This window comes from Metabacillus hrfriensis (assembly GCF_030127205.1).
Classification (GTDB): Bacteria; Bacillota; Bacilli; order Bacillales; family Bacillaceae; genus Bacillus_P; species Bacillus_P dongyingensis.
Map to the genome: position 1 here is coordinate 2,076,885 of NZ_CP126116.1, position 25,300 is coordinate 2,102,184.

Here is a 25,300-nt window from a genome sequence, read left to right on the forward strand (position 1 = left end):
ATACTGCCTATAATTTAAAATGAAAACGGATAATGCCTGATTCTCTCGCAGAATTATACAAAATCAAAATCATTGGGCCAATGAAAAAACCAAGAACACCAAACAGCTTTAATCCAAGATACATTGAGATAAGAGTCGCAAGAGGGGATAACCCGATATGGCTACCCATCACTTTAGGCTCGATGGTACGTCTAATAATCAAAAGAACAGCTGTCAGAATGCCAAGCTTTGCTGCAAGCACCGGATCGCCTGAAATGAGATGATAAAGAGTCCATGGGCCCATAATAATGATCGATCCAATGATAGGTATGACATCAATAATCCAAATAATAATTGACATAACAAGCGCAATTTCAGGGGCTATCAGGAGAAGTCCAATAAAGGATGCCACAAAGATAATAATGCTTACTAAAAACTGGGCTTTTGCAAAACCAAAAATAACGTAAGACATGCGGGTAACCATAAAATTTACTTTTTGAGCAGTATTTTCCTTCATATGTTCATACATTTTTATTTTAAGGTGCGGGAGCTCAATCATAAACAGGAATAATGCAATCAAGTAAACCAGCATGTTTACCATATAATTAGGAATGTTTGTAAAGATGCTTTTAACATTATCTATATTGACCGAGCTTGCAAGATCGGCTTTTGTTTTTTCAAGAAATTCTTCTATCTGATTGCTGATTTCATTTACAAACTTCGGCGGAAGATCCTTTGCAGAATTCGTAATCCGTTTTTCAAAATTGTTCCACGCCATCGTAATTTCATTTATGTAGCTAGGTGCATTTTCAATTGTCCGAATGGCTTCGCCTACTACTTTAGTTGTAAGAAAGTAACCGCTGATGGAAATGGTAAACAGAAAGATTAAAAATGCTGCCAATACGGCCATTTTCCGTTTGAGCTTAGCGCGGTTTTGGAATTGCCTTACGAGAGGTTCCAATAATAACGCTGTTATAAAAGCCATAATCAAGGGAATCGAAATGGGCAGAAGAAAGTAAACAATCAGCCCTATCACAATAATGGATGTAATGATGAGGAAATTTCGTTTTGAGAGTATTGTAGACAATCCCTTGCTCCTTTCAATGGTTCTCTTTAAATTATAGTACGAAAGGACGGTGTGCAGAAAGGCTTTTATAACAATTATGAAAATATAATTGTCAGTATGAGGAGAATGAATTGTTTTTTATAGGTAAATAAAAAAGCAAAAGCAGTGATTGCTTTTGCGTGTATGACTTTAAACGATTCGTCCAATTTCTTCTTTGAGCTGCTTAAGCAATTTCTGGCTTGTACTTAAAACGGCATTTGGAAAGTTTTCGCCTTCGCCATATTCTACTCCGTGCGGATAATAGTGTTTGCCGAGAAGCGGTGTCATTAATTTTACCACTGCATGCTTTCCGCCAATGTCTCCTTCTACTGCATATCCAGGAATGCGAAGATAAAACGTTTCATCTTTGTTTTCGAATTTACGATCATATGTAACACGCTCATAATCCCACTGACCGGCACGAACAATGCCAAGCTCATCCATAATTTCATCCAGTCTTGCTAATTCAACTGTCAATCCATCCAGTCCTGTGTTTTCCAACTTCATTATGTATACCCTCCTAAACCTTCTTACGGCATTTTCATTAGTAAAGCGCTTTAATGAATTCCTCTTCAATCATAGTACGAATGCGTGGAACTTTCAATCTTTACCTGATAATTTACATCTTTATCTTTTTTTGGGCCAAACTACATTAGCAGAATGATCTTTATTATTACTTTCAGGGAGGATTTTTTATGCAGAAAGTTCGAGATATTATGTCTAATGACATCCAGGCATGCACACCGCTTGATAATGTATTCGAGGTAGCGGTCAAAATGAAAGAATGGAACGTAGGATCCATTCCAATTGTTGAAAACAATCAGTTGCTCGGGATGATTACGGATCGTGATTTAGTTGTAAGAGGAATCGCAGAAAAACATCCTGGATCTTATCAAGTGACGAAGGTGATGAGCGATCATCTTTGCACAATCAGTCCGGATGCATCTGCAGATGAAGCGGCACAGCTTATGGCGGAGCATCAAATCAGAAGGCTTCCAGTTGTAGAAAATGGACATATAGTCGGAATGGTCTCACTTGGAGACTTATCCCTAAATCAGCTGACAGATCAGCAGGCAGGGGCAGCCCTGACGACAATTTCCGAAAAGAATGATCATCATCTACATTAAGCGATGAAAGAACATGCCATTGATTGGGCATGTTCCTTTTTATATGGAAGAAAAAACTTGTGAATCATAAGCTGGAAAAACTATATTTCAGACATCTTAATTGAAAAAAGCTGCCATTTTTGATTAAATGACCTATAAAAGGATATACTATCTGCCAATCTTGTGAAATACTGTTTAGTAGTATAATGAATCTAATGGTTCATATAATGGTAGAAATGAGTGACCTGGAGGGATTTAAGCTGAGCAGTATATTAAAAACCGTTTTTTTATTGCTGGTTATTTTTATTACTTATATTCTTTTTATTCAATATGGAAATAAGGAACCGATTAAACAAATAGATGAAAATGAACAAATTGCAAATGAATCAAATGAAGAATTAAATATGCCGCATTCAGGTGTGCTTTCTTTTGTCGGAAAATCTTCAGGTGAGATCATTGAAACGCTTGGGGAGCCTGCAAGAAAAGATCCTTCAGCCTATGACTACGAATGGTGGATTTATAACCAGAACGAACAGCAGTACCTTCAGGTTGGGGTACTCGATAACAAAGTTGTCACAGTATATGCCATCGGGCAAGAAGTGAATGTAAAGCCGTATAAATTAGGCCAGCCTGTCGGTGAGGTTTTTAAAACAAATTCGATATCTTCAAGTATATCAATAGATTTTGACGGCAATTCTTACCGATTTGAAATGTCTGAAGAAGATATGAATACGAGACCCATCGTTAAAATGGGAGACGTTTATGTTCAGCTTTATTTAGATAAGTTTGATGGCGAACTTTCAAGCATCAGAGCTTTAGATGAAGAAACCTTAGTAAAGCAGCGGCCTTATGAGGTTGTTTACCGGGGTGAACTCATTCAGCCTAAACCGCTTAATGCGGAAGAATGGAAGGCTGTAGAAAAAGGGGCAGAAAATCAAATCCTCGATCTGACGAATATCATTCGAAACCGTCACGATATCCCTCCTGTAGAGTGGGATCAAATGACATCAGACGTAGCTTTTTTGCACAGCAGAGATATGCTTTCAAATGAATACTTTTCACATGAGTCTCCGACTGAAGGGTCGCTTGCAGACCGTTTGAAAGAAGGGGATGTAGTTTATCAGATGGCTGGAGAAAATATTGCAGCCCAATACATTGACGGAATAGCGGCGGTTGAGGGCTGGCTCAACAGCAATGGCCACCGCGACACACTTTTGAACCCTGATTTTACGAGACTTGGTGTCGGAGTGAATGAGCTTTACTACACACAAAATTTTATCAGACCTTTTAATGACTGATATTCACAGCAAAAAGACATCCATTGCGGGTGTCTTTTCTGCTGAGTGAAAAATCGAATTCGTGCGGCAGAAGCTTTAGCCGGAAAAAAGGATCTATGCCTTTTTAAAAGCACGTCTCTCAGCATAGCCTTTACAAAGATGACAAACATGAATTTTTGCCCGTTTATCGCCAAAATAGATTTCTGTGTTTTTAGATTTTTTCTTACAGAAATAACATGTCTTTTTAAAAAAAGGAAACATTTCTTTCTCCTGACTTACCGTTTAGGTCGATCGATAATAAAAAAGCTTGCTGTACAATGAGCCATTAATTTGCCGTCATCACGGAAGACTTTGCCCTCAGTAACAACTGTTTTGCTGCCCTTATGGATTAGAGAGGCTATACATTTTAGTTCTGTGCCGATCCCAGGTGCAACATAATTAATTTTCATTTCAGATGTAACAGCAGCAAGATGGTCAGGCAAAATATGATGTACAAGTGATCCCATTGCAGAGTCAAGCAGTGTAGCAGTAATTCCTCCATGTACAATGTGCAGGGAGTTTTGAATAATTGCCGTATTGGGAATGGTTAATATGAATTGATTTTCGGTATATTCGCCTTGTGCATGTAGCAATGCACCTATGTAAGATCCGTTTTCTTTCTCCGCTTTCTTTTTCAGTCCCTCAAGAAACAGCTTTAAAACTGGAACATCTTCTTCTTTTAATTCAGCCAATAAGCGCGTCAGTTCTTCCTTTTCCATCTCTCACCCAATCCTTTCTATCCTCCACTTCATCTTATCAGTACTCCCAAATATTGTGCAATCAGGATTTTTCTTAAAGCCTGCTCGAAATGGGAAAAAAGCATAAAATGGGCGAACCGTTTTCATTCGGTCAAATAAAATATAGCAGGCGAAGGTAAGCAGAGGTGATCAGATAATGACAGAAAAAAAAGAACATCCTTCTATTGGAGAATTTAAGGAATTTGTAAAAAAACATCCTAAATTGATTACTGAAGTCAGAAAAGGCGAGAAAAAATGGCAGGAACTATTTGAAGATTGGTATTTGCTTGGAGAAAATGATGTCTCATGGAAGAAGTACAGAGAAGAGTCAGATGAGTCTGAAAGTACGGCAGAAAAGAAGTCCGATTTTATGTCCAGGATGATGACAGCTGTTAAAAGCATGGATGCCAATCAAATGAATCAGCATTTGTATAACATGAACAACACCATTTCATCTATTCAAAACTTATTTTCAACCTTCGGGCTTACAAAAGGCTCATCATCTAGTCAGTCGAACACACCAAACCATCCCTTTTCTTTCAGGAAAGATTAAGCAGGAGCGAAATCATGAGAAAAGAAATTCAGGAAATGATTGCAGCAGACAATGAATTTAAAAAATTTCTGAGGGAACAGCCGCATTGGTACAGAAAGCTGGCAAGAAATCCTCAAGATACAGAATCGATGAAACTTGCCATGATGAATTATTATCAAAAAACCATCCCGCACAAAGTAGCTCAGTTTTCAAACTCAGTTCAAATGGCTTCCATGATGCTTGGGATGTTTCAGGCAATGAGGCAGCAGGATTGATGGAAAGAAAGTCTTCACCATGACTTTCTTTTTTTATTTAAAAACATATTTGATATAAATCTGGTGAAACTACCTCCATAAGGAGGCGTTGTTATTGTTGAAACACTTTATGCTGCTGTTTTTATTGCTCGTATCTTTAACAGCCTGCACGAATGAAAAACCCCGTCCAGAAGGAAATGCTGTTCCCATGGAAATCAGCATAACACAGCAGGATGCAGTTGAAGCAGGTGCTCAAACAGGGAGACAGCTTTTTGTCAATCATCATCTAAAAGGGCGCAATGTTTATATAGAGTGCTTTGTTCCCAATTTTACGTTTTCAGATGAGCGCGGGAAAAAAGTAAATGGTGAAGGATACATGAATCTGTATGTTGATGAAAAAAAAACAGATGAAATACATACAGCTGCATTTATCATTAAAGGTTTAGAAAAAGGAACACATACGATTTCCCTTGAACTTTTGCACAATGATTCCTCAAAATATCACTTAAAAAAAACGTGGAACGTCACTGTACAGTGAGACGATGCATTTACCATTCCGGCAGAAACATGTTAAAATATAGCTGGAGGTGATGCCGTCTATGTTTGCTACTATAGAAAGCGTCAATTTAATCGACGAAGCTGAGCTTCTTGGGTCGTTAGTTGTTGAGTCAGAAATTGCGGAAGACTATCGCCGCACTTTAAATACATTGAATAAAGATAAATCTGCACAAAAGGTGATAGCCAAATTTGTTGAAATCAAGGATTTATACGAAGATGTCCAGCGTTTCGGCAAATATCATCCGGACTATAAAGAAATCACAAAGGCCATGAGGGAAGCAAAGCGCGAGCTTGATCTTCATGATGCAGTGATTGCCTTTAAAAAAGCAGAGAAAGAGCTTCAATCGCTGCTTGATGAAATAAGCGCCGAACTCGGCAGAGCCGTTTCACAGCATATCAAAGTGCCCACAGGGAACCCGTTTTTTGATACCGGGTCAAGCTGTGGCGGGGGATGCGGCTCAGGCGGGGGATGCGGCTGCAAAGCATCTTAAAAAACGAGGCCAGTCCTCGTTTTTTAAGTTCCTTTTTTAAGACGGATACAGTCCTCGCACAAATTTCCGCAGCAGAACATTTTTTCCTGAGGCACATAAAAACGATGCCGAAATACATATAAATTCTTGTCTTCTCTGACAAAGATGCAATCAAACGTAAGCCGTTTTCCCTTCATTGCAAAACGGGACTCTTTCTCAATCTTGAGCGTAATATCCGCGAGTGCCCTCCCGGAATTCACCTGGACATACAGAAACGGTATACCTGCAGCTTTTTTTATCCAGCATGAACATGTTTCATCTGCATTCATCCTATCTAAAAATAATTGGACGGTATGGCTCAGAATCAAAACATTCAGCTCCTTTTGCAGAGATGTTTTCAGGTGCTTATTGTAAAAAAATTAGAAAATTGGTACACTTCAAGTGGAGAATATAAAAAGGGAGATTATTTATGATGTTTGAAAAGCGTCAAGGCATTATCATCTGGATGCATTCCTTAAAGCAGATCAAAATGCTCCGTAAATTCGGAAACATCCATTACGTATCCAAGAAATTAAAGTATGTTGTCTTATATTGTGACATGGAACATGTTGAACCTACAATAGAGAAGGTATCATCCTTTTCATTTGTAAAGCACGCTGAGCCGTCATATAAGCCCTTTCTGAAATTGGAATTCGAATCAAAAATTGATAAAGCAAAAGAATATGACTATAAACTTGGTCTATAGAAGAAAAGCGTAATCCTTGGGATTGCGCTTTTTGCATGTATTCAATTGGTTGTTTTGAGTAGTTTAAAAGAGCAGAAGAATAGCTATTAAGGGAGAATTTCGGCAATAAAATAGAAAATCAGTCTAAAAAGAAAGTAAATCAGCTAATTGTTCAAAAGCTGATCTTAAATAATAAATTTATAAAATTGGATAATGAGATTTTGCTTTTCATATTGTCCAGCTGCACTTTCCAGCCACTCGGTCAGAACAGATCTGCCAGTATAGGTAAAAAGCGCCTTTACTGACAGAGTCTTATCAGTCTGCCTGCAAACCGGCCGATTCCGCATTTTGTTATTGCCAAGGCGGCAAATACCGGTTCATTCTGAGAATGCCAGTCAGGTATTGAAAATATAATTCTTTTTCGGCAAATTGACTGGAGGATTTGACATCCAGCTCTATAATCGATTTCTCAAGCTTTTTTGCGAGATCTTCAAATAATTCACGGCGTTTGCTGCTTCCTGAGGAAATGCCTTCAAGGCATAAGTAAATAGCCTGGAATTGTCCAGGGTCTGTAGGATTCATAGTGACTGCAAAAGACGACATTTTTCTTTCATTTATCGTTGTATTCAGTATTAAAAATCTTGAAACACGATGAGCATTCGCCTGTGTGGTTTCAATTAATTCATACAGATCCGAATAGCCGGCTCCAAGCTCAATAAAGCGCTGTATCAAACTGAATTCCTCCTGTTCTTTCTTTCTCATCATAATGTAACATGTTTGATTTCAGTTAGATAGATGATGTCCTAATTTTTATCCGGAAAAAAGTTTATAGAAATGTATAGTGTGAACTCTATTGGTGGATAATGTATAGTAACAACATCGAATCGAAGATGTTGTTGCCAACCGCGGAGAAGACTTACGTTTCCCCATAAGTTCTTCCTCCGGTTTCTCCTCTCCCTTTGCCTTCTGCCAAAAAAAGTCCGCTTTTTTTGGAATAGAAGGACCCTGCAGGTTTCCTGCGGGGTTTTTTTAGTTTGGCTGCCTGTGAATTGGTTTCTTGTTTTCAGTGAGTTAAACTCCAAAACCATTTCATCTAGCAGGACGATTTTCAATGGTATGACAAGACTCTCATTAGCCACCAGCATTTAGGAATCAGGGATTTATCATGCTTTTTCCTGTGAAATCTTAGATGGAGAGTTGGATTCAGATTTCAAGAAGAAAACAAAGTCTCCTTAAAAGGCAGCCTGGCTTTTTTAGTGAATTTTATTTGCCGATTAATCAAGACCAGCGGGCACAGCTTTTCCATATTGTCTCTGCCCACGCACTATGATACGATAAAACAGGCTAAATTCTAGCAGCAAAGACAAAATAACAGTGGTGAGAAAGATGAGAGTAGTATCAGGAAGCTGTAAAGGGCGGCCTTTGAAAGCAGTGCCGGGTATGTCCACACGCCCAACGACAGATAAAGTGAAAGAATCGATCTTTAATATTATAGGCCCCTATTTTAATGGCGGGCTTGCTGTTGATTTGTTTGGCGGAAGCGGCGGCCTTGGGATTGAAGCTTTAAGCAGAGGCATTGATAAATGCATTTTTGTGGACAGGGAAGCCAAAGCAGTTGCAACTATACATAAAAATTTAGAAGCCTGCCAGTTCAAGGATCAGGCAGAGGTTTACCGCAATGATGCGGAGAGAGCGTTAAAAGCCATTGCGAAAAGAGAGCTCTCTTTTAAGCTTATCTTTTTGGATCCTCCGTACAAGCAACAAAAATTGAAAGCGCTTATCGAATTGATTGATTCATTTCGTTTAGTGGAAGACGGCGGCATAATTGTGGCAGAACATGATGCCGGCATAACATTGCCGGATGAGATTGGCGCCTATAAACTCACACGCTATGAATCATACGGCATAAGTGCAGTGTCCATCTATATTTATAATGAACAAGGGACGGGGGAGTAAAATGGCAAGCATTGCTGTTTGTCCGGGAAGTTTTGATCCTGTGACGTACGGACATTTGGATATTATTAAACGCGGAGCAAAAGTATTTGATAAGGTGTATGTTTGTGTGCTGAATAATTCGTCGAAAAACCCATTGTTTAATGTGGATGAACGCTGTGAACTCTTAATGGAAGTGACAAAGGATATGCCGAATGTTGTGGTAGAATCGTTTAAGGGTCTATTGATTGAGTATGCTAACAGCAAGAATGCCAGCACGATTTTGAGAGGTCTGCGGGCAGTATCTGATTTTGAATATGAAATGCAGATCACCTCCATGAACAGGGTGCTCGATGCCAATGTAGAAACGTTATTCATGATGACAAACAACCAATATTCATTTTTAAGCTCAAGTATCGTTAAAGAAGTGGCCAAATACCGCGGCGATATTTCGGAGCTTGTTCCTAAATCAGTTGAAAAAGCGCTGAAGCAGAAATTTAACCGATAAAAAAGAGTGACCCCTTGACTAGATTGCGTCTAATGGGGTCACTTTTTTTGATATGAGGAAAAAAATTACGGTTGATAAACTATTGTGTGCTGCACCCACTCAATTCTCAATATGCTAATTCTTTGAAATAACCCTCCCTGCATATATGAAAACATAAATGAACAACGAGGCAATCGTAATTATCGGTCCAATTTCTGTGAGAAGACTCCAGATAGACGCAAGAAGAACGGGGGTATCCTCTGTGAGAAAAACGGGCAGAACAGAAACGTTTGAGGTTGCCAGTTCCAAATAAACAGGCTTCCAGAAGATCCATGCAAAGCATGCAGCATAGGCCCCCTGCAAAATTCTTGCGATGAAAAACGGCTGAAAGCGGATATCCGTCTCTGCAAGAATACTTGCAACCTGAGCCTGTATGGACAAACCGCTGAAGCCGAGCAAAAAGCTTGTTACGATTGCTTTTTGGAGCAAGTCGACATTAGCCGCACTTGCAAGCTGACTTCCAAGTGTCATCTCAAACATGCCTGATACAAGCGGAATACTGAGTTCAGCAGACAATTGAAAAAACGCGAGCAGCAAGGAGAAGGCTATAGCGATGAAATCTGTTATCGATAATAGGGATAATAGTTTATTTAAAACAGAAAATAAAATAATGAATCCTCCTACCATCAGCAGCGTTTGAATAGAGGAAAGAACAGCATCGCCAAGCATTTTTCCAATTGGCCTTGTGTCTTCCATACGCGTCTGATGCATTTGTCTGAACGCTTCTCTTATGGACGGTCTCTTGTAGCCGGTTTTTGAAGGATCAGCCTGTTCCCTTCCGTGAAATCTCATGGTTAAACCCACAGCCAAGTTGCCGGAATAATGGGCAGCAGCCAGAAGCAGACCAAGAGCCTGATTGTTGAAAAATCCAATTGCAACGGCTCCGAAAATAAATAATGGATTAGAAGAATTCGTAAATGATACAAGTCTTTCAGCTTCAAGCGCAGTGAGCTGATTTTTTTTCCGCATCTCTGCCGTCAGCTTTGCGCCTGCGGGTGAACCTGATGCCCATCCCATTGCCCATACAAAGCCTCCAATTCCAGGAACTTTAAAAAGAGGTCTCATGACCGGCTCTAAAAGCACACCAATGAACCTGACAATTCCAAAACCGATCAGCAGATGGGAAAGAATGAAAAAGGGCAGCAAAGACGGGAAAACGATACCCCACCAAAGCTCAAGCCCTGCTTTAGAAGCAGTAAAAGAAACTTTGGGGCTGATGATCATAGCAAATGCAAGGATGATCATTGATAATCCCAGCATGAGTGTTTTAAGTTTAGCTGCGTTCAAAATACGGCCCCCTCTTGCTTCTTTCTATACTTTTCAAAGCGGATAATGATAAAATATAGTCAATCTTCCCTGTAGGGTTGTACACTCTTTGATAGTTCAATATACGAGAATAGGGGACCATTTTAGACCATAGAATTGACTAACGGATGAATTGACATTAGAGGAGGGTATCTCTTTGAAGAGAGAACCTAAAATTGGTCTTGCCTTAGGATCTGGAGGAGCACGAGGTTTTGCTCATCTGGGAGTATTGAAGGTACTTAGTGAAGAGGGGATACCGATCAGCATGATTGCCGGCAGCAGCATGGGTGCTTTAGTAGGCAGTTTTTATGCAACAGGGCTTGGATTTGATCATTTATATAAACTTGCCACACTATTTAAACGCAAATATTATTTGGATTTTACGGTGCCTAAAATGGGCTTTATTGCAGGAAACCGGGTAAAAGACTTTATTAAAGTGTTTACAAGAGGCAAGCATATTGAAGACTTGGATATACCGCTGTCGATTGTTGCAACAGACTTATACGAAGGGAAAAAAGTGGTTTTTACGAAAGGACCGGTTGCAGATGCCGTACGGGCAAGCATCGCCATTCCAGGTATTTTTGTTCCCGAAAAAATAGATGGAAAGCTCCTTATTGACGGCGGAGTGATCGACAGGATTCCCGTTTCGGTTGTAAAAGAGATGGGTGCAGATCTTGTCATTGCTGTAGATGTTTCGCATGTGAAAAAGACAGAAGAAATCACGTCTATTTTTGATGTGATTCTGCAGAGCCTTGATATTATGCAGGATGAGCTTGTTCATCACCGCAAAATTGCCTCGGATATTATGATACGTCCGCATGTAGAGCAATATAGTTCAAGAGCATTTAAAAACATAAAAGAAATCATTGAAATTGGTGAAAACGAAGCAAGAAAGCATGTAAACGAAATAAAAGAGCTGATAGAGAGTTGGAAGGGGTCACAGCAAGATGAAGAATAACAAAGTAGTCAGGGCCATTTTAATAGGAGTGATCATAGCAGCGGTCCTGAATTTTATTAAACTCCCTTATTACGTAACAAAGCCTGGCATGGCAACAGAGCTCGAGCCGATCATTGAAGTTGATGGCGGCTATGAGGAAGAAGGCAGCTTTTCGCTTACAACCGTTGGATTTGGAAGGGCGAATATTTTCTCCTACACCCTTGCAAATATCCTTCCTTACCATGAGCTTTTGCCGCTTGAAGATGTCGTTCAAGAAGGTGAATCAGATGATGATTATCTAAATAGACAAATGCATATGATGGAATCTTCTCAGGAATCTGCTGTGTCTTTAGCATATGAAAAGGCAGGCAAAAAAGTGGATTACAAGTTTCACGGAATCTACGTTATGCAAGTTGTAGATGGGATGCCATCAGAGGGCAAACTTAAAGCAGGAGACCGTATTTTTAAAGTCGACGGGAAGGAATTTAAAACAGCAGAAGAGTTTATAGCCTACGTCGGCCAAAAGAAAAAAGGCGATAAGATCAATGTTACATATGACCGCAATGGCAAAGAGGGCAAAACCGAAATTACAGCAGCTGAATTTCCGGATAACAAAAAGAAAGTCGGGATCGGTATATCTCTTGTGACAGACAGAGAATTGATTACCGACCCTGAGATTTCGCTTGATACAAACAATATTGGCGGTCCTTCTGCAGGCCTGATGATGACTCTTGAAATTTATAATCAGCTTACGAAAGAAGATTATACAAAAGGCTATAACATTGCAGGCACCGGTACGATTGATGAAAATGGAACTGTCGGGCCAATAGGCGGGATCTCGCAGAAAATTGTTGCTGCCGACAAATCAGGGGCAGAAATCTTCCTCGCCCCGAATCAGAACGGAATTGCTGCATCTAATTATAAAGAAGCAGCCGCAACTGCCAAAGATATCGAAACGGATATGAAAATTGTGCCGATTGATACGTTTGATGACGCAGTAGATTATCTTAAAACATTAGAAGAGAAATAAAAAAAGTGACTTCATCGCGAAGTCACTTTTTTATTGGTACGTCCTATAAAAACAGTTTTTCCTTTTCGTCATATTGAACAGGTCTTGTTGAATATTCGCTGTGCATAAACTGAGACCGAATCGGTTCAGGGAAAATCATGGCGTATACGGAAGCTGCTTTTATGTCCAGATTAAGCAGCGGGTGGCTGAATGCCGACAAAGTTGAAACAATTGGTTTATCAACCGCTTTTTTTATACGGTTTAAATATGTGCGTCCCTGCGAAGACATGCCGAGAAGTCTCAAATAAGGGGCTGCTGCTTCCTCGAGCTTCATTTGCTCCTTGGTTGTTCTGGTTAAAATATGAAGACAAAGACGCTGAAGCCTTGTCCATGTGTACCGTTTTGTTTTCAGCTGCTCCATAAAATCTTTAAATGATGAAGCCTGCTGAATGAGAGATTTAATCCTATTTTCAAGGCCTTCTTCCACTTCATAGATTTGTTTCAGTTCATCGTGCGTCATCGTGCAGATTGTATACTTCAGGAATCCAAAGTAATCCTCCCATTGATGAAAGGTGTCAAAATTATCTTTATACTGCTTGAGATGATACAAGGAGGTTTCAGGTACAAAGGATTGGATATCTTTGTTTTCTTCTGAGAAAATGGCCTTGCGTATGCTTGTTGCACTTGCGATGGGGGTTTCATTAAATTCTTCATCATGATAGCCGGCAGCTGTACGTTTAATCGTAAGGGGGGATATAGCAGCTCCCTGTTTTTGAATGGCCTTTACATATTGATACCCGAGAATATTATTCGGCAAAGATAAATCAAGCGTATGCCCGCCTGTATTCAGTGATTGATAGGCTTTTGTCTGAGCGCTTGGATAACTTATCCCTTGTTTCATATAATACTTAATAGCATCCTGATAGTCTGAATCAAGTTCTTTAAGTGTTTCAGCCGTTTCAAGAAAAGGGGAGATGTCTCCATTCTCACTGCCAAAGCAAACCGAATCGCATTTTAATGCTTCCAATATGGAAATGGCGCCTTCTGCGAAGATTTCTGCTTTTTGGGTCGCAAATGCATATGGAAGTTCAATGACAAGATCAGCTCCCTGCTGCAGGGCCATTTTAGCACGGCTCCATTTTGAGACAAGCGCAGGCTCGCCCCGCTGCAAAAAATGACCGCTCATTACGGCGATGACTGCATCAGCCTCTGCTTTTTCCTTTGAAGCCTGAAGGTGATAGAGATGGCCATTATGGAACGGATTGTATTCAACTACTAACCCAACTGATTTCAAAAACATCCCTCCCTGGTACTTTCTTTTCATTTTTTCTAATTAAATCATGAAACGTGCAGAGCATGAAGTCAAGTTTCTGTAAAAAAATATGGATGAAAGACCTTAAAAAACAGCTTGAACATTTTGCATTAAAACAATATTCATGTATACTAAACACTGTAAAGAAAAAATATTGACAAATATTATTGCGAAAGCTATAATTACCTTTGTTGCCTTGAGGTGATACCATATGAAATGGTCTATTAATCAACTGAACCAACTGCAAAACAAGGGACTGCAAATTGATGAAACCGTCCAATTAACAGATATGAAAGGCGCGCTTTCTGAAATACGTGAAATTTCACCTGTTTCAGTAAAAGGCAGAGCAGATCTGGGCTCTTCTAAAGCAACTTTTCATTTGACGCTGACTGGCACGCTGATTCTCCCTTGTGCAAGAACGCTAGTGGATGTTCCATTCCCGTTCGAAATTCATACAACGGAAACGTTTTTATTAAAACCGAATGCAGACTTCGAGATGGAGGAAGATGTCCATCACGTTCAAGAAGATATCGTTGACTTAATACCTGTTATTAAAGAAAACATACTTTTGGAAGTACCAATGCAGGTTTTTAGCGATTCTGTTGAAGAAAATGATCAGGCTGCCCCGCAAGAGGGAAAAGATTGGAAAGTTATCTCTGAAGAAGATAACAAAAACAAGATTGACCCGAGACTTGCCGGCTTATCGAAATTCTTCGATGATCAAGACAGCTAATGCTATTGTTTAGCACTTATATATAGGCTGTTTTAAACACAAAGTTTTAATGAAACTCTGTAAGGAGGTGGGAATAATGGCTGTACCTTTTAGAAGAACTTCTAAAACAAGAAAAAGACTACGTCGTACACACTTCAAATTGCAAGTGCCTGGTATGGTAGCATGCCCAAACTGTGGTGAAGTTAAATTAGCTCACCGTGTATGTAAAGAATGTGGAACATACAAAGGAAAAGAAGTTGTTAGCAAATAATAACTTCATTAAAAACGCAAGGATCTCTGATCCTTGCGTTTTTTTTATGAAATATAAAGATGTTCTAGTGCTTGGCCGGTCCTTTCTATAAAATAAAAGATATTCATCTTGTTCTATTAGGGGGATAAAAGTGGGGAAAGTATTAGCAAGCGAGAGAAACGGGATATTAGAGATCAAAATTAACCGTCCGGAACGACGAAATGCAATTGATTATGATGTGATGAACGAATTAGAAGCGATTCTTGGAGTGGCAGAAGACAATGAAAGACTGATTGCGGCAACGATAACCGGAAGCGGCAGAAAGGCGTTTTGTTCAGGCGGTGATCTTTCTGTTTTCGGAAATATCACGACTGCTGAAGAAGCGCTGCATATGCTTTCGAAAATGGGGGATCTATTATACAGAATCATGACTCTTCCTGTACCGACATTCGCTTTGATTAATGGTACGGCTGTAGGAGGAGGGATGGAAATAGCAGCTTCTGCTGATTTCAGATTAGTGAATGAAGAGGCTTCGCTTGGGTTTATTCAGGGAAATCAAGCGATTACAACTGGGTGGGGCGGAAGCACAATGCTATTTGAAAAAATGCAGCATGATTCAGCCCTGTACATGCTCACAAGCGGACAAATAATAAATGCAGAAAAGGCAAAAGAACTCGGATTCGCTTCGAACGTTTTTCATTCTGAAACATTTGAAGCAGATGCTTTGGATTTTATAAGAAAGTCTCTTATTCCTTATCCTGATGTGATACGAGGGTATAAAAGAGTTCAGATTAATAAATGGGTCCGTTCCGGCCTGAAAGAACGAATGCAGGAAGAAATTGCAAAGTGTGCAGAGCTATGGGCAGGTGAAGACCATCTTTGTGCTGTAAGGCAATTCTTCCAAAAATAGACAGTAAAAAACAGCTTGTAACCCTGGGATTTCTGTCACGTTCGATAGTCTATCTATTCTAGCAGGCGCATATGTATGTAAAAAATGCGTATTAGGGGGATTAGAAAATGACTACTACACGTCAGGATGCTTGGACTCAGGATGAGGATTTGATGCTCGCTGAAATTGTTCTCAGGCAGATCCGGGAAGGCGGAACACAGCTTGCTGCATTCGAAGAAGTAGGGAAAAAGTTATCAAGAACGGCTGCTGCATGCGGTTTTCGATGGAATTCCTATGTAAGAAAACAATACAAATCAGCGATTGAAATGGCAAAAGCACAGCGAAAAAAAATCCGCAAACAAGAAACTGAAGAATCAGCTGAACCTTCTCAGCCCTCTTTTGAAAACGAATCACAGCCTGAAGCAGGCGTACCGCTGACTTTTCATGAAGTGATTTCATTTTTGAAAAACTATGAAAATTCTGGAAGTGCTGCAGACTTAAAAAGTGAAAATGAAAGCCTCATTAAAAAAATAATTAATCTGGAGCAGCAAATCGAAAAGCTCCAAGCTGAAAAAGAAACCATCCACAGCAATTTGAAGATTGTAGAGGAAGATTATATGATGCTGATTGAAATGATGGAACGCGCAAGAAATATGGCTGTTCTGAGAGACGATGAGCGCAGCCGCAAGGTTAAGTTTCAAGTAGACCGAAATGGGAATCTGGAAAGAGCTGAAAAATAAAAGAATGACCGCAGATGCGGTCATTCTTTTATTTTATTGAAAGGATATTTTTACGCAGATTCGCCTTTTTGTTCGGAAACGCCTTCAGGATACCAGACAAGAGGATTTTCTCCCTTATCCCGCTCCATGTCATAAGTGACGGACTCAAAACCCATTCTCGACCAGAATTCACCTGACTTTATTCTTGGATTGGTTTTGATTGGAACACCGTAAGACTTCGCGTATTCAACAAGTGCCGTACCATAGCCTTTTCGTTTATAATCAGGAAGCACTTCAAGCTTCCATAATTCCAGGTAATCCTGTTTTGGATCAAAATATTCGTCGAACTTTTTATCGACCCGGTACAGACTCATACGGGCAACTAATTTATCGCCGAAGTAAATGCCGTAGAATGGCGAATTACTATCATTTTCTATGATGTTATCCTGAAGATCATCAAGCATGGACAGCTCCTGCAGTCCGTATTCTTTAAATTTTTTGAATTCCTCTAATGTCTTATAATTAATAAGCAATTTTTCTACCTTAAACATTGTTTCTCCCCCTTGCAGCCTCTGATCGTTGTATATCATACAGGTTTAAGATAAGAATACAAAATCTTAATAAAATTTTAAAACTTACAGTTATTATACCACGAAGAAAAGATTAGAAAAGAGTTTAGTGAGCGTTTTCATTTTTAAAGAAGGAAATTTAAAGTTTATGAAGAAATGTACTCTGTGGGGATATTCTTTTACACCTTGGGAGGGAAGAAATTGAAGAAGATTTTAATTGCAAACCGGGGAGAAATTGCGCTTCGGATTATCAAAACATGCAAAAAAATGGGGATTGAAACTGTCGTCATTTTTTCTGATGCTGATGCTGATTTGCCATTTGTTAAAGAAGCAGACTATGCCTTTAGAATAGGTGAAGCTCCTGTCTCGAAATCCTATTTATTAAAGGATGAAATTTTAAATATTGCTGTCCGGGAACAAGTGGATGGCATCCACCCAGGATATGGATTCTTATCTGAAAATACGGAGTTTGCTCAGGCAGCGGAAGAAAAGGGTATCAAGTTTATTGGTCCGAGTTCCGAAACAATGGCTTTAATGGGAGACAAAGTAGCAGCAAGAAAAACGATGAAGGAAGCTTTCGTACCTGTTGTGCCCGGCAGTGTTACGGGCTTATCTACGATCGAAGAAGCCTGTTCGTTTGCAGCAGAAATCGGCTACCCGGTTATGCTTAAAGCAAGCGGAGGCGGAGGCGGGATCGGCATGCAGCGGTGTGACAATGAAGCGGCCCTTATGAAATGTTTTGCCTCTACAAAAACAAGAGCAAAAGCATACTTCGGAAACGATGAAGTTTTTATAGAAAAATTTATTGCAGATGCAAGGCACATTGAAATTCAATTATTTGGAGATCATCATGGAAATGTTGTTCACATGTTCGAGCGTGACTGCTCTGTTCAGCGCAGAAACCAAAAAGTGGTTGAAGAATCTCCTTCTCCGCACTTATCCGGGGAGACAAGGGCTAAGATGTGTGAAGCAGCTGTTGCGGCAGCAAAGCATGTAGGATACATAAACGCAGGAACGATTGAGTTTATTGTTGATGATAAAGAAAACTTTTATTTTCTTGAAATGAATACTAGACTGCAAGTAGAACACAGGGTGACAGAAGGTGTCACAGGGCTTGATCTTGTTGAACTTCAAATTCGGACTGCAGCAGGAGCTGAGCTTCCTTTTTCTCAAGATGAAATTACGAAAAAAGGACATTCTATTCAATTTAGACTATATGCCGAGGATCCTGTGAAGTTCATTCCGTCACCCGGATTAATTAAAGCGTTTACATTCAATGAGACAGATGGGGTTATTATGGATTGTGCCTATGCAGAAGGGAACACGGTTACACCCTATTATGACCCGCTCGTCGCAAAAATCATTGTAAATGGCGAAAGCCGCGAAGAAACCATTGAAAAAGCACGGACCTTTTTAAATGAAATGAAAATCGAAGGAATTAAAACGAACCTTCCATTATTCATCAATATTTTGTCGAATGAACAATTTAATCAGGGAAGATACAGCACATCTTTTCTGCAAACAGCGGTTTTCGCTTAATTTAGAGCCAGTAAAATAATGAGTTTGTTTCACCACACCAAGAATGGAGGATTTATAACATGATCGAAATAAAAGCAAGTATGGCAGGAACAGTATTAAATGTATTAGTGGCAGCAGGGGACGAAGTAACGGCTGGACAAGATGTGATCATGCTCGAATCAATGAAAATGGAAATACCTTTAGACAGCCCTGAGAACGGCGTTGTGGAGGAAGTTAAAGCTGAATCCGGCGATTTCGTTAATGAAGGCGATGTATTAATCATTTTAAAAGCTTAAAAAAGGAGGTATTTCCAATGTTGAAAACGGATGAGCTGGTCAAAATCCTGAAAGAAAAAACAGCAGAAATTGAAGCTGGCGGTCAGCCTAAATATCACGAAAAGCTTCAGCAGCAGGGTAAATTGTTTGTAAGAGAAAGACTTAACCGTCTATTTGATAATGGACAATACACAGAGGATGGGAAGTTCGCCAATAACCAGGCAGGCGATCTTCCATCTGACGGCGTAGTTACTGCAATCGGAAAAATAAATAACCAAACCGTTTGCGTAATGGCAAATGATTCTACAATTAAAGCGGGCTCATGGGGAGCAAGAACGGTTGAAAAAATCATCCGCATCCAAGAGACTGCTGAAAAATTGAAAGTCCCATTGCTTTATCTGGTGGACTCAGCCGGAGCGAGAATAACGGACCAGATTGATATGTTCCCAAATCGCCGCGGCGCAGGGAGAATCTTTTATAACCAGGTTAAATTGTCAGGCATGATTCCGCAAATCTGTCTTCTGTTTGGTCCTTCAGCAGCAGGCGGAGCATATATCCCGGCTTTTTGTGACATTGTTATAATGGTCGAAGGGAACGCCTCCATGTATTTGGGATCACCCCGCATGGCAGAGAAAGTCATTGGCGAAAAAGTTTCGCTTGAAGAAATGGGCGGAGCCAGAATGCACTGCTCTGTAAGCGGCTGCGGCGATATCCTTGTAAAGACAGAAGATGAAGCCATATTAGAGGCGAGACGATACTTAACTTATTTTCCGCAAAATTATCAGCATGCCCCAATGCCTGCAGAACCAGCTGCTCCGAAGCAGGGCAGAAGGCTGTCTGAAATTGTTCCGGAAAATCAGAATGCACCATTTGATATGTATGAGTGCATCGACTCTCTCATAGACGCGGGAAGCTTCTTTGAAATCAAACGCTTATTCGCACCTGAAATTATCACAGGTTTTGCCCGGATGAACGGGAAGGCTGTTGCAGTCATTGCAAATCAGCCGCGAGTGAAAGGCGGCGTTTTATTTGTAGATTCAGCTGACAAAGCAGCGAAGTTTATGCAGCTTGCGGATGCGTTTCATATCCCGTTATTATTCCTTGCGGATGTGCCGGGCTTCATGATTGGCACTAAGGTAGAAAGAGCGGGAATTATCCGTCATGGCGCTAAGATGATCGCTGCCATGAGCTCCGCTACGGTTCCAAAAATCTCCGTTATCGTGAGAAAAGCATATGGTGCAGGACTATATGCCATGGCAGGACCGGCTTTTGAAACGGATTGCGTCATTGCTCTTCCTACAGCTCAAATAGCTGTTATGGGTCCCGAAGCTGCTGTTAATGCGATTTATTCAAATAAAATCAATGAAATCGAAGATCCGAAGGAGAGAATGAAATTCGTCCTTCAAAAACAGCAGGAGTATAAAGAAAACATTGATATTTATAAGCTTGCATCTGAAATGATTGTAGACGACATTGTTTCTGCAGATGAGCTTAGAGAAGAACTAATTTCCCGCTTCTCTTTATATGAAACAAAACAGCTTTCATTCAGCGAACGGAAGCATCCGGTTTATCCGGTATAATTCAGCAGATAAAGCCAGCTTTTAAGGAGCTGGCTTTTCTTATTGAGAAAATGAAAAAACCAGGCTGCTCCTAGAGTTCCCAAAAGCTTTCAGCGAAGTACTAAAACTCTTCAGGTGGGCTAAAACATATTTGGTTCGCCAACCAATATCTCAGCAATCCCAGCCGAAGCGTACCCTTAACCAAGATATGGCAAAATCCACGACCCAATATCGGAAAATGGTGCCTTAAAAATCACAAAAAGTGAAATCCGTGCAGCCATTCAATCAGAATGTAAGCATATATCACGGGCGGCTTTTTTATTCCAGCTTTATTAAATATGGGAAATACTACATATATTTGGTATGATAATAGAATTAAGGGAAAACGGTGGGATTAGCTTATGAAGATTGGAATTATCGGTTCAGGAGCAGTAGGCTTACTAAGTGCCGCATATTTAAGCAAGAACCATGAAGTAACGCTTTATACAAGGCGCAAAGAGCAGGCAGAGCTTATCAATGCTGGAGGAATAAGTTTAGTCAAAGGCAATCAAGAGAGCATATCTTTACATCTTAGAGCTGAAGATAAACCAGCTTATACAGAACCGCTTTTAATTGTAACAGTCAAACAATATCAGCTGGAGGACATTTTGAATGCCTTGAAAAAAAGTCCGCCTAAAACGGTTCTTTTTCTGCAAAATGGCATGTCTCATATCCCTTTGCTTCAAACCCTTTCAGCACATCGGGTATTTGTGGGCATTGTGGAGCATGGTGCATTAAAACTGAGTGACAACACCGTTAAGCATACAGGGTTCGGATGCATTAAGGTCAGCCCGTTGTTTCCGGGTGAAAGATTAAATGAGCTGCCTGTCCTGAAGATGCAAATGGATCATTTTCCATTTGAATATATAGGAGACTGGAAGTATATGATGTCGCAGAAACTGCTTGTGAATGCTTGCATTAATCCCCTGACTGCTTTATTGCGGGTTCCTAATGGCGAGCTTGCCTCAAATCCCATGTTTAACAAAATGGCAGAGAGTGTATTTCATGAGGCAATGAAAGTATTGTCTCTTGAGAAAGGACAAGAAGAATGGGAGCATGTTATGGCCATATGCAGGAACACGGCTCAAAATCGTTCATCTATGCTAAAAGACATAGAAGAAGGCAGAATGACAGAAATTGATGGAATCATTGGCTACTTAATCAATCAGGCAAAAACAGAGAAGCTTGAAGTTCCTGTTCTTCATTTCTTATATCAAGCCATTAGGGGAATGGAAGGATGATTGTGATCGATTTTATTGTCAGCATTTTTGCTTTTGCAGTTTCACTTCCGCTGTTAAGTTTTTTTCTTCTTTTTCTGTTATTGCTTGTAATGACAAACAGCAAAAAAAGAGCCTTGCTGCTTGCAGCAGACATTGCTGTGGTTTTATTAATATTCTCAATTTATTTCAAACTGCTAATATTATCGCAAACTGCTTTTTACAGCGGGTTATTTTTCGTCTGCCTCTTCATCGTGTTTACAGGTCTGCTTATCCTGATCCGATCGCAATCGTCCATTACATTATCAATTGCATTTAAAAAATGCTGGCGGTTCTCTTTTTTGCTTTTGCTGCCGATCTCGACGTTTCTTACTATATATGGAATCATTTCCGGAATCCTTGAATATCTGTAAGATTGCAGGCAAACTTTTTTTATTTTCGTATCAATAAATGCTATACTCTTCTCGGAAGCTTACATAACCCGGAAAGGAAGTACATAAATGGAGATTACTGAACTCTCCCTTCGCCACACGAACCGCCTTGTGGAAGATTTGGTTCATGCAAGGCTAAATACGGTGGACTACTTTGATTATCAGATTACAAATGATGATGTCTATGAAAAGAGAATGAACGATTTAAAAAATAGAACGTTTGCGCGGGAAGAATTATCTGATTATCTTTTATCCTATCATCAGAAACACTTTCCTGAAAATCACACAGTGACCAATAACATTAAACGGCTAAAACAGCCTGACAGCCTTGTTATAGTGGGCGGACAGCAGGCAGGTTTACTGACAGGCCCACTCTATACAATACATAAGATTATTTCCATTCTCGTGCTTTCAAAGCAGCAGGAAGAAAAGCTTTCTGTTCCTGTTATCCCGATTTTCTGGGTTGCAGGCGAGGACCATGATTTTGCTGAAATCAATCATTTGTTAGTATCGCAAAATCAAGTCATAAAAAAGAAAGCGATCAAGCATACGCAATCTGAGAAAGTTCCTGTTTTTTATAAAGAGCTGGATCAGACAGAATGCTGGAATTGGATTTGCTCTATTTTTGAAACGTACGGTGAAACAGATTATACAAACACGCTGATGGAAAGCCTCAAACAAACATTAAGTACATCAAAAACCTATACTCAATTTTTTGAAAAGCTGACATATGAAATGTTTTCTGGGTACGGACTTGTCATCATGAACTCCTCTGACCCTGACTTAAGGAAGATGGAATCTGTATTTTTTCAGCAGTTTATCAGAAAAAATGAAGAAATCTCAGAGGCGCTTCTTGCACAGCAGGAGTTTATGAGATCAGTTGGCTATCAGCCGATCATTGAAACAGAAGTGACAAGTGCAAATCTTTTTTATCATCATGAAAATAATGAACGTTCTTTGCTTCATCGTGCAAAAGATAAAACATATTCAGTAGAAGAAAATTTAACTTTTACTGAAGAGGAGATGAGGCACTTTGCCGAACAAACTCCTGAAAGGCTGAGCAACAATGTTGTAACAAGACCGCTAATGCAGGAGTGTATTCTGCCGACTCTGGCGTTTATTGCCGGTCCTGGGGAGCTTGCTTATTGGGCGGAATTGAAAAGAGTCTTTCAGGTTTTAGATTTTGAAATGCCTCCTGTCGTACCTAGACTGAATATCACATTATTGGAAAGATCCATTGAAACAGATATGCAGGATGTAGAGATCGAGATTGAAGATGTCTTTACAAGAGGTGTGGAACAAGCACGGAAAGAGTGGGTATCAAAAAAAGAACCTTCTCAAATGTCGCCTAAAATTGAGGAGACAAAAAAGCAATTCGAACAGATTCACCGTGAACTGCGGGAGTCAGCTCTCTCAATTGACAAAAGTTTAGAGCCATTTTTAATGAAAAATGCGTATTTTATTCAGGCTCAGCTGGATTTATTGGAATCTCACATCGACAAGAAGATTCAACAAAAACATCGGGTGGAAATGGATAAATTCTCAAGAATCGGGAAATCTCTCAAGCCAAATGACGGTTTTCAGGAGAGAACGTGGAATATTTACTACTATCTGAATAAATATGGTCCAAATTTTTTAGACGAAATCGTGCAGCTTCGCTATTCTTTTAACAATCATCATAAAATTGTCAAAATATAAATAACGATTTTCTGAAATCCTGTGGAATACAGGGTTTTTTTTTATGAAAAGAACGTGTAGAATAGGAGGTGGGGAGAAGTGGGGGGAAGTGGTGACTGAGAGAAAGAAAGTGGGGCGACGGACATGTTCATGGGTGAATATCATCATACGATTGATGCAAAAGGCCGCATGATCGTTCCTGCCAAGTTCCGGGAAGAGCTCGGAGAAACTTTCGTCATCACAAGAGGACTTGATCAATGTTTGTTCGGTTATCCAATGAGCGAGTGGAAATTGATCGAAGATAAGCTTAAAGCTCTCCCGTTAACAAAAAAAGACGCACGTGCATTCAATCGGTTTTTCTTTTCTGGGGCTGTTGAATGCGAGCTCGACAAGCAAGGCCGCATTAATTTAGCTGCACCGCTTTTGCAATATGCAAAGCTTGAAAAAGAATGTGTTGTTATTGGAGTATCAAATCGGATCGAGTTATGGGATAAAGCAATTTGGGATACATATGTGACTGAACAAGAAGATTCATTTGCCGAAATTGCTGAAAATATGATTGGTTTTGATATATAATGGTCTCTTGTGCAAACAATGAGTAATAAGACATTCCAACATCATATTTAAACATCCAAAACAATCGACTCTGATAAAGGTGGTAACAGCAATGTTTCAACATAAAACAGTATTATTGCATGAAACGGTAGACGGATTAAACATTAAAGAAGACGGTGTATATGTAGACTGCACTTTAGGGGGAGCAGGGCACAGCTCTTATCTGCTGTCCAAGCTGTCTAAAGATGGCCACCTCTTCGCTTTTGATCAGGATGATGCAGCCCTCACGCATGCAAAAGAACTGCTTGCAGACTATGCGGGACAGGTTACATTTATAAAAAGCAATTTCAGATATTTGAAAGAAGAACTGGAAGAATTAGGTGTTACTGAGGTTGACGGCATTTTGTTTGACCTTGGCGTATCATCGCCGCAATTAGATACACCTGAGAGAGGCTTCAGCTATCATCACGATGCACCTCTTGATATGAGAATGGATCAGCATGCCAGCATATCCGCTTTTGATGTAGTGAATCACTGGACATATGAAGAACTGGTCAAAATTTTCTTCCGTTACGGAGAAGAAAAATTCTCAAAGCAGGTAGCGAGAAAAATAGAAGCAGCTAGAGAAAAACAGCCGATCCAAACTACAGGAGAGCTCGTGGAATTAATTAAAGATGCGATTCCTGCTCCAGCAAGAAGAAAAGGCGGGCACCCAGCCAAACGGATTTTTCAGGCGATCCGAATTGCGGTCAATGATGAACTGAAAGTATTTGAAGAAGCAATTGGACAAGCTGTCGATCTAATCAAACCCGGCGGAAGAGTCAGCGTCATAACGTTCCATTCATTAGAGGACAGAATCTGCAAGACAGCTTTTAAGCAAGCCGCTGCATTACCTGAACTGCCTCCAAACTTGCCGGTTATACCGGATGAATTTAAACCGAAAGTGAAACTGATCACAAGAAAACCGATCGTGCCATCAGACGAAGAGCTAGAAGAAAACAATCGCGCAAGATCAGCTAAACTTAGAATCCTAGAAAAACTATAAAGAAAGCCCAAAAAAATCAGAG

General features: G+C 40.0%; 30 protein-coding genes. 23 read left to right on the forward strand and 7 right to left on the reverse strand.

Annotated elements, in window-relative coordinates:
• Nucleotides 1–7: 7 nt before the first annotated feature.
• A complete protein-coding gene (gene ytvI, locus QLQ22_RS10330) occupies nucleotides 8–1,066 on the reverse strand; it encodes a sporulation integral membrane protein YtvI (protein ID WP_223442015.1) in 1,059 nt (352 codons plus the stop codon).
• A gap of 168 nt (nucleotides 1,067–1,234) precedes the next feature.
• Complete coding sequence (locus QLQ22_RS10335) at nucleotides 1,235–1,591, reverse strand: YugN family protein (RefSeq protein WP_223442018.1); 357 nt, start codon at nucleotides 1,589–1,591, stop codon at nucleotides 1,235–1,237.
• Between the two features lie 188 nt (nucleotides 1,592–1,779).
• On the opposite strand from QLQ22_RS10335, the gene QLQ22_RS10340 reads away from it, so the two are divergent.
• Both QLQ22_RS10340 and QLQ22_RS10345 read left to right on the forward strand, forming a co-directional pair.
• Nucleotides 1,780–2,211, forward strand: coding sequence for a CBS domain-containing protein (locus tag QLQ22_RS10340; protein WP_223442020.1), 432 nt, complete (start codon nucleotides 1,780–1,782; stop codon nucleotides 2,209–2,211).
• A 239-nt stretch (nucleotides 2,212–2,450) separates the two neighbouring features.
• Nucleotides 2,451–3,488, forward strand: a complete 1,038-nt coding sequence (locus QLQ22_RS10345) for a CAP domain-containing protein (RefSeq protein ID WP_284016787.1) — start codon at nucleotides 2,451–2,453, stop codon at nucleotides 3,486–3,488.
• A 254-nt stretch (nucleotides 3,489–3,742) separates the two neighbouring features.
• Here the strand turns inward: QLQ22_RS10345 and QLQ22_RS10350 are convergent, their stop codons facing one another.
• A complete protein-coding gene (locus QLQ22_RS10350; protein WP_223442023.1) occupies nucleotides 3,743–4,225 on the reverse strand; it encodes a PaaI family thioesterase in 483 nt (160 codons plus the stop codon).
• Nucleotides 4,226–4,400: 175 nt separating this feature from the next.
• Between QLQ22_RS10350 and ylbD the strand changes: the two genes are divergently transcribed.
• The 5 genes from ylbD (at nucleotide 4,401) to QLQ22_RS10375 (ending at nucleotide 6,802) form a co-directional block, all read left to right on the forward strand.
• Entirely contained in the window at nucleotides 4,401–4,796 is a 396-nt protein-coding gene (gene ylbD / locus QLQ22_RS10355) for a YlbD family protein (protein WP_223442025.1), read from the forward strand.
• A gap of 14 nt (nucleotides 4,797–4,810) precedes the next feature.
• Nucleotides 4,811–5,050, forward strand: coding sequence for a YlbE-like family protein (locus QLQ22_RS10360; RefSeq protein ID WP_223442027.1), 240 nt, complete (start codon nucleotides 4,811–4,813; stop codon nucleotides 5,048–5,050).
• A 94-nt stretch (nucleotides 5,051–5,144) separates the two neighbouring features.
• Nucleotides 5,145–5,567 (forward strand): hypothetical protein, encoded by a 423-nt coding sequence (locus tag QLQ22_RS10365; protein ID WP_223442028.1) that lies wholly within the window; start codon nucleotides 5,145–5,147, stop codon nucleotides 5,565–5,567.
• A 61-nt stretch (nucleotides 5,568–5,628) separates the two neighbouring features.
• Nucleotides 5,629–6,078 (forward strand): YlbF/YmcA family competence regulator, encoded by a 450-nt coding sequence (locus tag QLQ22_RS10370; RefSeq protein WP_223442029.1) that lies wholly within the window; start codon nucleotides 5,629–5,631, stop codon nucleotides 6,076–6,078.
• A gap of 451 nt (nucleotides 6,079–6,529) precedes the next feature.
• Nucleotides 6,530–6,802, forward strand: a complete 273-nt coding sequence (locus tag QLQ22_RS10375; protein ID WP_223443315.1) for a YlbG family protein — start codon at nucleotides 6,530–6,532, stop codon at nucleotides 6,800–6,802.
• Nucleotides 6,803–7,132: 330 nt separating this feature from the next.
• On the opposite strand, the gene QLQ22_RS10380 is transcribed toward QLQ22_RS10375, so the two are convergent.
• Nucleotides 7,133–7,513 carry a DUF7147 family protein gene (locus QLQ22_RS10380; RefSeq protein ID WP_223442030.1) on the reverse strand — a complete coding sequence of 127 codons (381 nt, stop codon included), beginning with the start codon at nucleotides 7,511–7,513 and terminating at the stop codon, nucleotides 7,133–7,135.
• 654 nt (nucleotides 7,514–8,167) lie between these two features.
• Between QLQ22_RS10380 and rsmD the strand changes: the two genes are divergently transcribed.
• Together rsmD and coaD are read left to right on the forward strand one after the other, a co-directional pair.
• Nucleotides 8,168–8,737: a 16S rRNA (guanine(966)-N(2))-methyltransferase RsmD gene (rsmD, locus tag QLQ22_RS10385; RefSeq protein WP_284016580.1), complete on the forward strand. Its 570-nt coding sequence runs from the start codon at nucleotides 8,168–8,170 to the stop codon at nucleotides 8,735–8,737.
• A 1-nt stretch (nucleotide 8,738) separates the two neighbouring features.
• Nucleotides 8,739–9,221 (forward strand): pantetheine-phosphate adenylyltransferase, encoded by a 483-nt coding sequence (coaD, locus tag QLQ22_RS10390; RefSeq protein ID WP_223442033.1) that lies wholly within the window; start codon nucleotides 8,739–8,741, stop codon nucleotides 9,219–9,221.
• A 114-nt stretch (nucleotides 9,222–9,335) separates the two neighbouring features.
• On the opposite strand, the gene ylbJ is transcribed toward coaD, so the two are convergent.
• On the reverse strand, nucleotides 9,336–10,547 hold the full coding sequence (gene ylbJ, locus QLQ22_RS10395) for a sporulation integral membrane protein YlbJ (RefSeq protein ID WP_223442035.1): 1,212 nt from the start codon (nucleotides 10,545–10,547) through the stop codon (nucleotides 9,336–9,338).
• A 175-nt stretch (nucleotides 10,548–10,722) separates the two neighbouring features.
• Between ylbJ and QLQ22_RS10400 the strand changes: the two genes are divergently transcribed.
• Entirely contained in the window at nucleotides 10,723–11,523 is an 801-nt protein-coding gene (locus QLQ22_RS10400; RefSeq protein ID WP_373464609.1) for a patatin-like phospholipase family protein, read from the forward strand.
• On the forward strand, nucleotides 11,513–12,532 hold the full coding sequence (locus QLQ22_RS10405; protein WP_284016581.1) for a SepM family pheromone-processing serine protease: 1,020 nt from the start codon (nucleotides 11,513–11,515) through the stop codon (nucleotides 12,530–12,532). The genes QLQ22_RS10400 and QLQ22_RS10405 overlap by 11 nt, the downstream gene beginning before the upstream one ends.
• Nucleotides 12,533–12,575: 43 nt before the next feature.
• On the opposite strand, the gene QLQ22_RS10410 is transcribed toward QLQ22_RS10405, so the two are convergent.
• Nucleotides 12,576–13,805 (reverse strand): nucleotidyltransferase, encoded by a 1,230-nt coding sequence (locus tag QLQ22_RS10410; RefSeq protein WP_284016582.1) that lies wholly within the window; start codon nucleotides 13,803–13,805, stop codon nucleotides 12,576–12,578.
• Nucleotides 13,806–14,034: 229 nt separating this feature from the next.
• On the opposite strand from QLQ22_RS10410, the gene QLQ22_RS10415 reads away from it, so the two are divergent.
• The 4 genes from QLQ22_RS10415 to QLQ22_RS10430 all read left to right on the forward strand — a co-directional run bounded on the left by QLQ22_RS10415 (nucleotide 14,035) and on the right by QLQ22_RS10430 (nucleotide 16,414).
• A complete protein-coding gene (locus QLQ22_RS10415) occupies nucleotides 14,035–14,556 on the forward strand; it encodes a YceD family protein (protein ID WP_223442044.1) in 522 nt (173 codons plus the stop codon).
• A 76-nt stretch (nucleotides 14,557–14,632) separates the two neighbouring features.
• Nucleotides 14,633–14,806, forward strand: a complete 174-nt coding sequence (gene rpmF, locus QLQ22_RS10420; protein ID WP_029285043.1) for a 50S ribosomal protein L32 — start codon at nucleotides 14,633–14,635, stop codon at nucleotides 14,804–14,806.
• A gap of 130 nt (nucleotides 14,807–14,936) precedes the next feature.
• On the forward strand, nucleotides 14,937–15,695 hold the full coding sequence (locus tag QLQ22_RS10425) for an enoyl-CoA hydratase/isomerase family protein (protein ID WP_252208595.1): 759 nt from the start codon (nucleotides 14,937–14,939) through the stop codon (nucleotides 15,693–15,695).
• A 107-nt stretch (nucleotides 15,696–15,802) separates the two neighbouring features.
• Complete coding sequence (locus QLQ22_RS10430; RefSeq protein ID WP_223442050.1) at nucleotides 15,803–16,414, forward strand: RsfA family transcriptional regulator; 612 nt, start codon at nucleotides 15,803–15,805, stop codon at nucleotides 16,412–16,414.
• Between the two features lie 50 nt (nucleotides 16,415–16,464).
• Here QLQ22_RS10430 and QLQ22_RS10435 read toward each other — a convergent pair whose 3' ends face one another.
• Nucleotides 16,465–16,944: an N-acetyltransferase gene (locus QLQ22_RS10435; RefSeq protein WP_223442052.1), complete on the reverse strand. Its 480-nt coding sequence runs from the start codon at nucleotides 16,942–16,944 to the stop codon at nucleotides 16,465–16,467.
• A gap of 219 nt (nucleotides 16,945–17,163) precedes the next feature.
• Between QLQ22_RS10435 and QLQ22_RS10440 the strand changes: the two genes are divergently transcribed.
• The 8 genes from QLQ22_RS10440 to rsmH all read left to right on the forward strand — a co-directional run bounded on the left by QLQ22_RS10440 (nucleotide 17,164) and on the right by rsmH (nucleotide 25,278).
• Nucleotides 17,164–18,501 carry an acetyl-CoA carboxylase biotin carboxylase subunit gene (locus QLQ22_RS10440; protein WP_284016583.1) on the forward strand — a complete coding sequence of 446 codons (1,338 nt, stop codon included), beginning with the start codon at nucleotides 17,164–17,166 and terminating at the stop codon, nucleotides 18,499–18,501.
• A gap of 59 nt (nucleotides 18,502–18,560) precedes the next feature.
• Nucleotides 18,561–18,776 carry an acetyl-CoA carboxylase biotin carboxyl carrier protein subunit gene (locus tag QLQ22_RS10445; protein WP_252208596.1) on the forward strand — a complete coding sequence of 72 codons (216 nt, stop codon included), beginning with the start codon at nucleotides 18,561–18,563 and terminating at the stop codon, nucleotides 18,774–18,776.
• A gap of 17 nt (nucleotides 18,777–18,793) precedes the next feature.
• Nucleotides 18,794–20,335, forward strand: coding sequence for an acyl-CoA carboxylase subunit beta (locus tag QLQ22_RS10450; protein ID WP_284016584.1), 1,542 nt, complete (start codon nucleotides 18,794–18,796; stop codon nucleotides 20,333–20,335).
• Between the two features lie 380 nt (nucleotides 20,336–20,715).
• Nucleotides 20,716–21,594 (forward strand): 2-dehydropantoate 2-reductase, encoded by an 879-nt coding sequence (locus tag QLQ22_RS10455; protein ID WP_223442064.1) that lies wholly within the window; start codon nucleotides 20,716–20,718, stop codon nucleotides 21,592–21,594.
• Entirely contained in the window at nucleotides 21,591–21,983 is a 393-nt protein-coding gene (locus tag QLQ22_RS10460) for a DUF3397 family protein (RefSeq protein WP_223442067.1), read from the forward strand. Before QLQ22_RS10455 ends, QLQ22_RS10460 begins: the two co-directional genes overlap by 4 nt.
• A gap of 87 nt (nucleotides 21,984–22,070) precedes the next feature.
• On the forward strand, nucleotides 22,071–23,699 hold the full coding sequence (gene bshC, locus QLQ22_RS10465) for a bacillithiol biosynthesis cysteine-adding enzyme BshC (protein ID WP_252208597.1): 1,629 nt from the start codon (nucleotides 22,071–22,073) through the stop codon (nucleotides 23,697–23,699).
• 123 nt (nucleotides 23,700–23,822) lie between these two features.
• The gene (gene mraZ, locus QLQ22_RS10470) at nucleotides 23,823–24,254 is read left to right on the forward strand and encodes a division/cell wall cluster transcriptional repressor MraZ (RefSeq protein ID WP_284016585.1); all 432 of its coding nucleotides are present in this window, start codon (nucleotides 23,823–23,825) and stop codon (nucleotides 24,252–24,254) included.
• A gap of 91 nt (nucleotides 24,255–24,345) precedes the next feature.
• Nucleotides 24,346–25,278, forward strand: coding sequence for a 16S rRNA (cytosine(1402)-N(4))-methyltransferase RsmH (gene rsmH, locus QLQ22_RS10475; RefSeq protein WP_223442072.1), 933 nt, complete (start codon nucleotides 24,346–24,348; stop codon nucleotides 25,276–25,278).
• Nucleotides 25,279–25,300 lie beyond the last annotated feature (22 nt).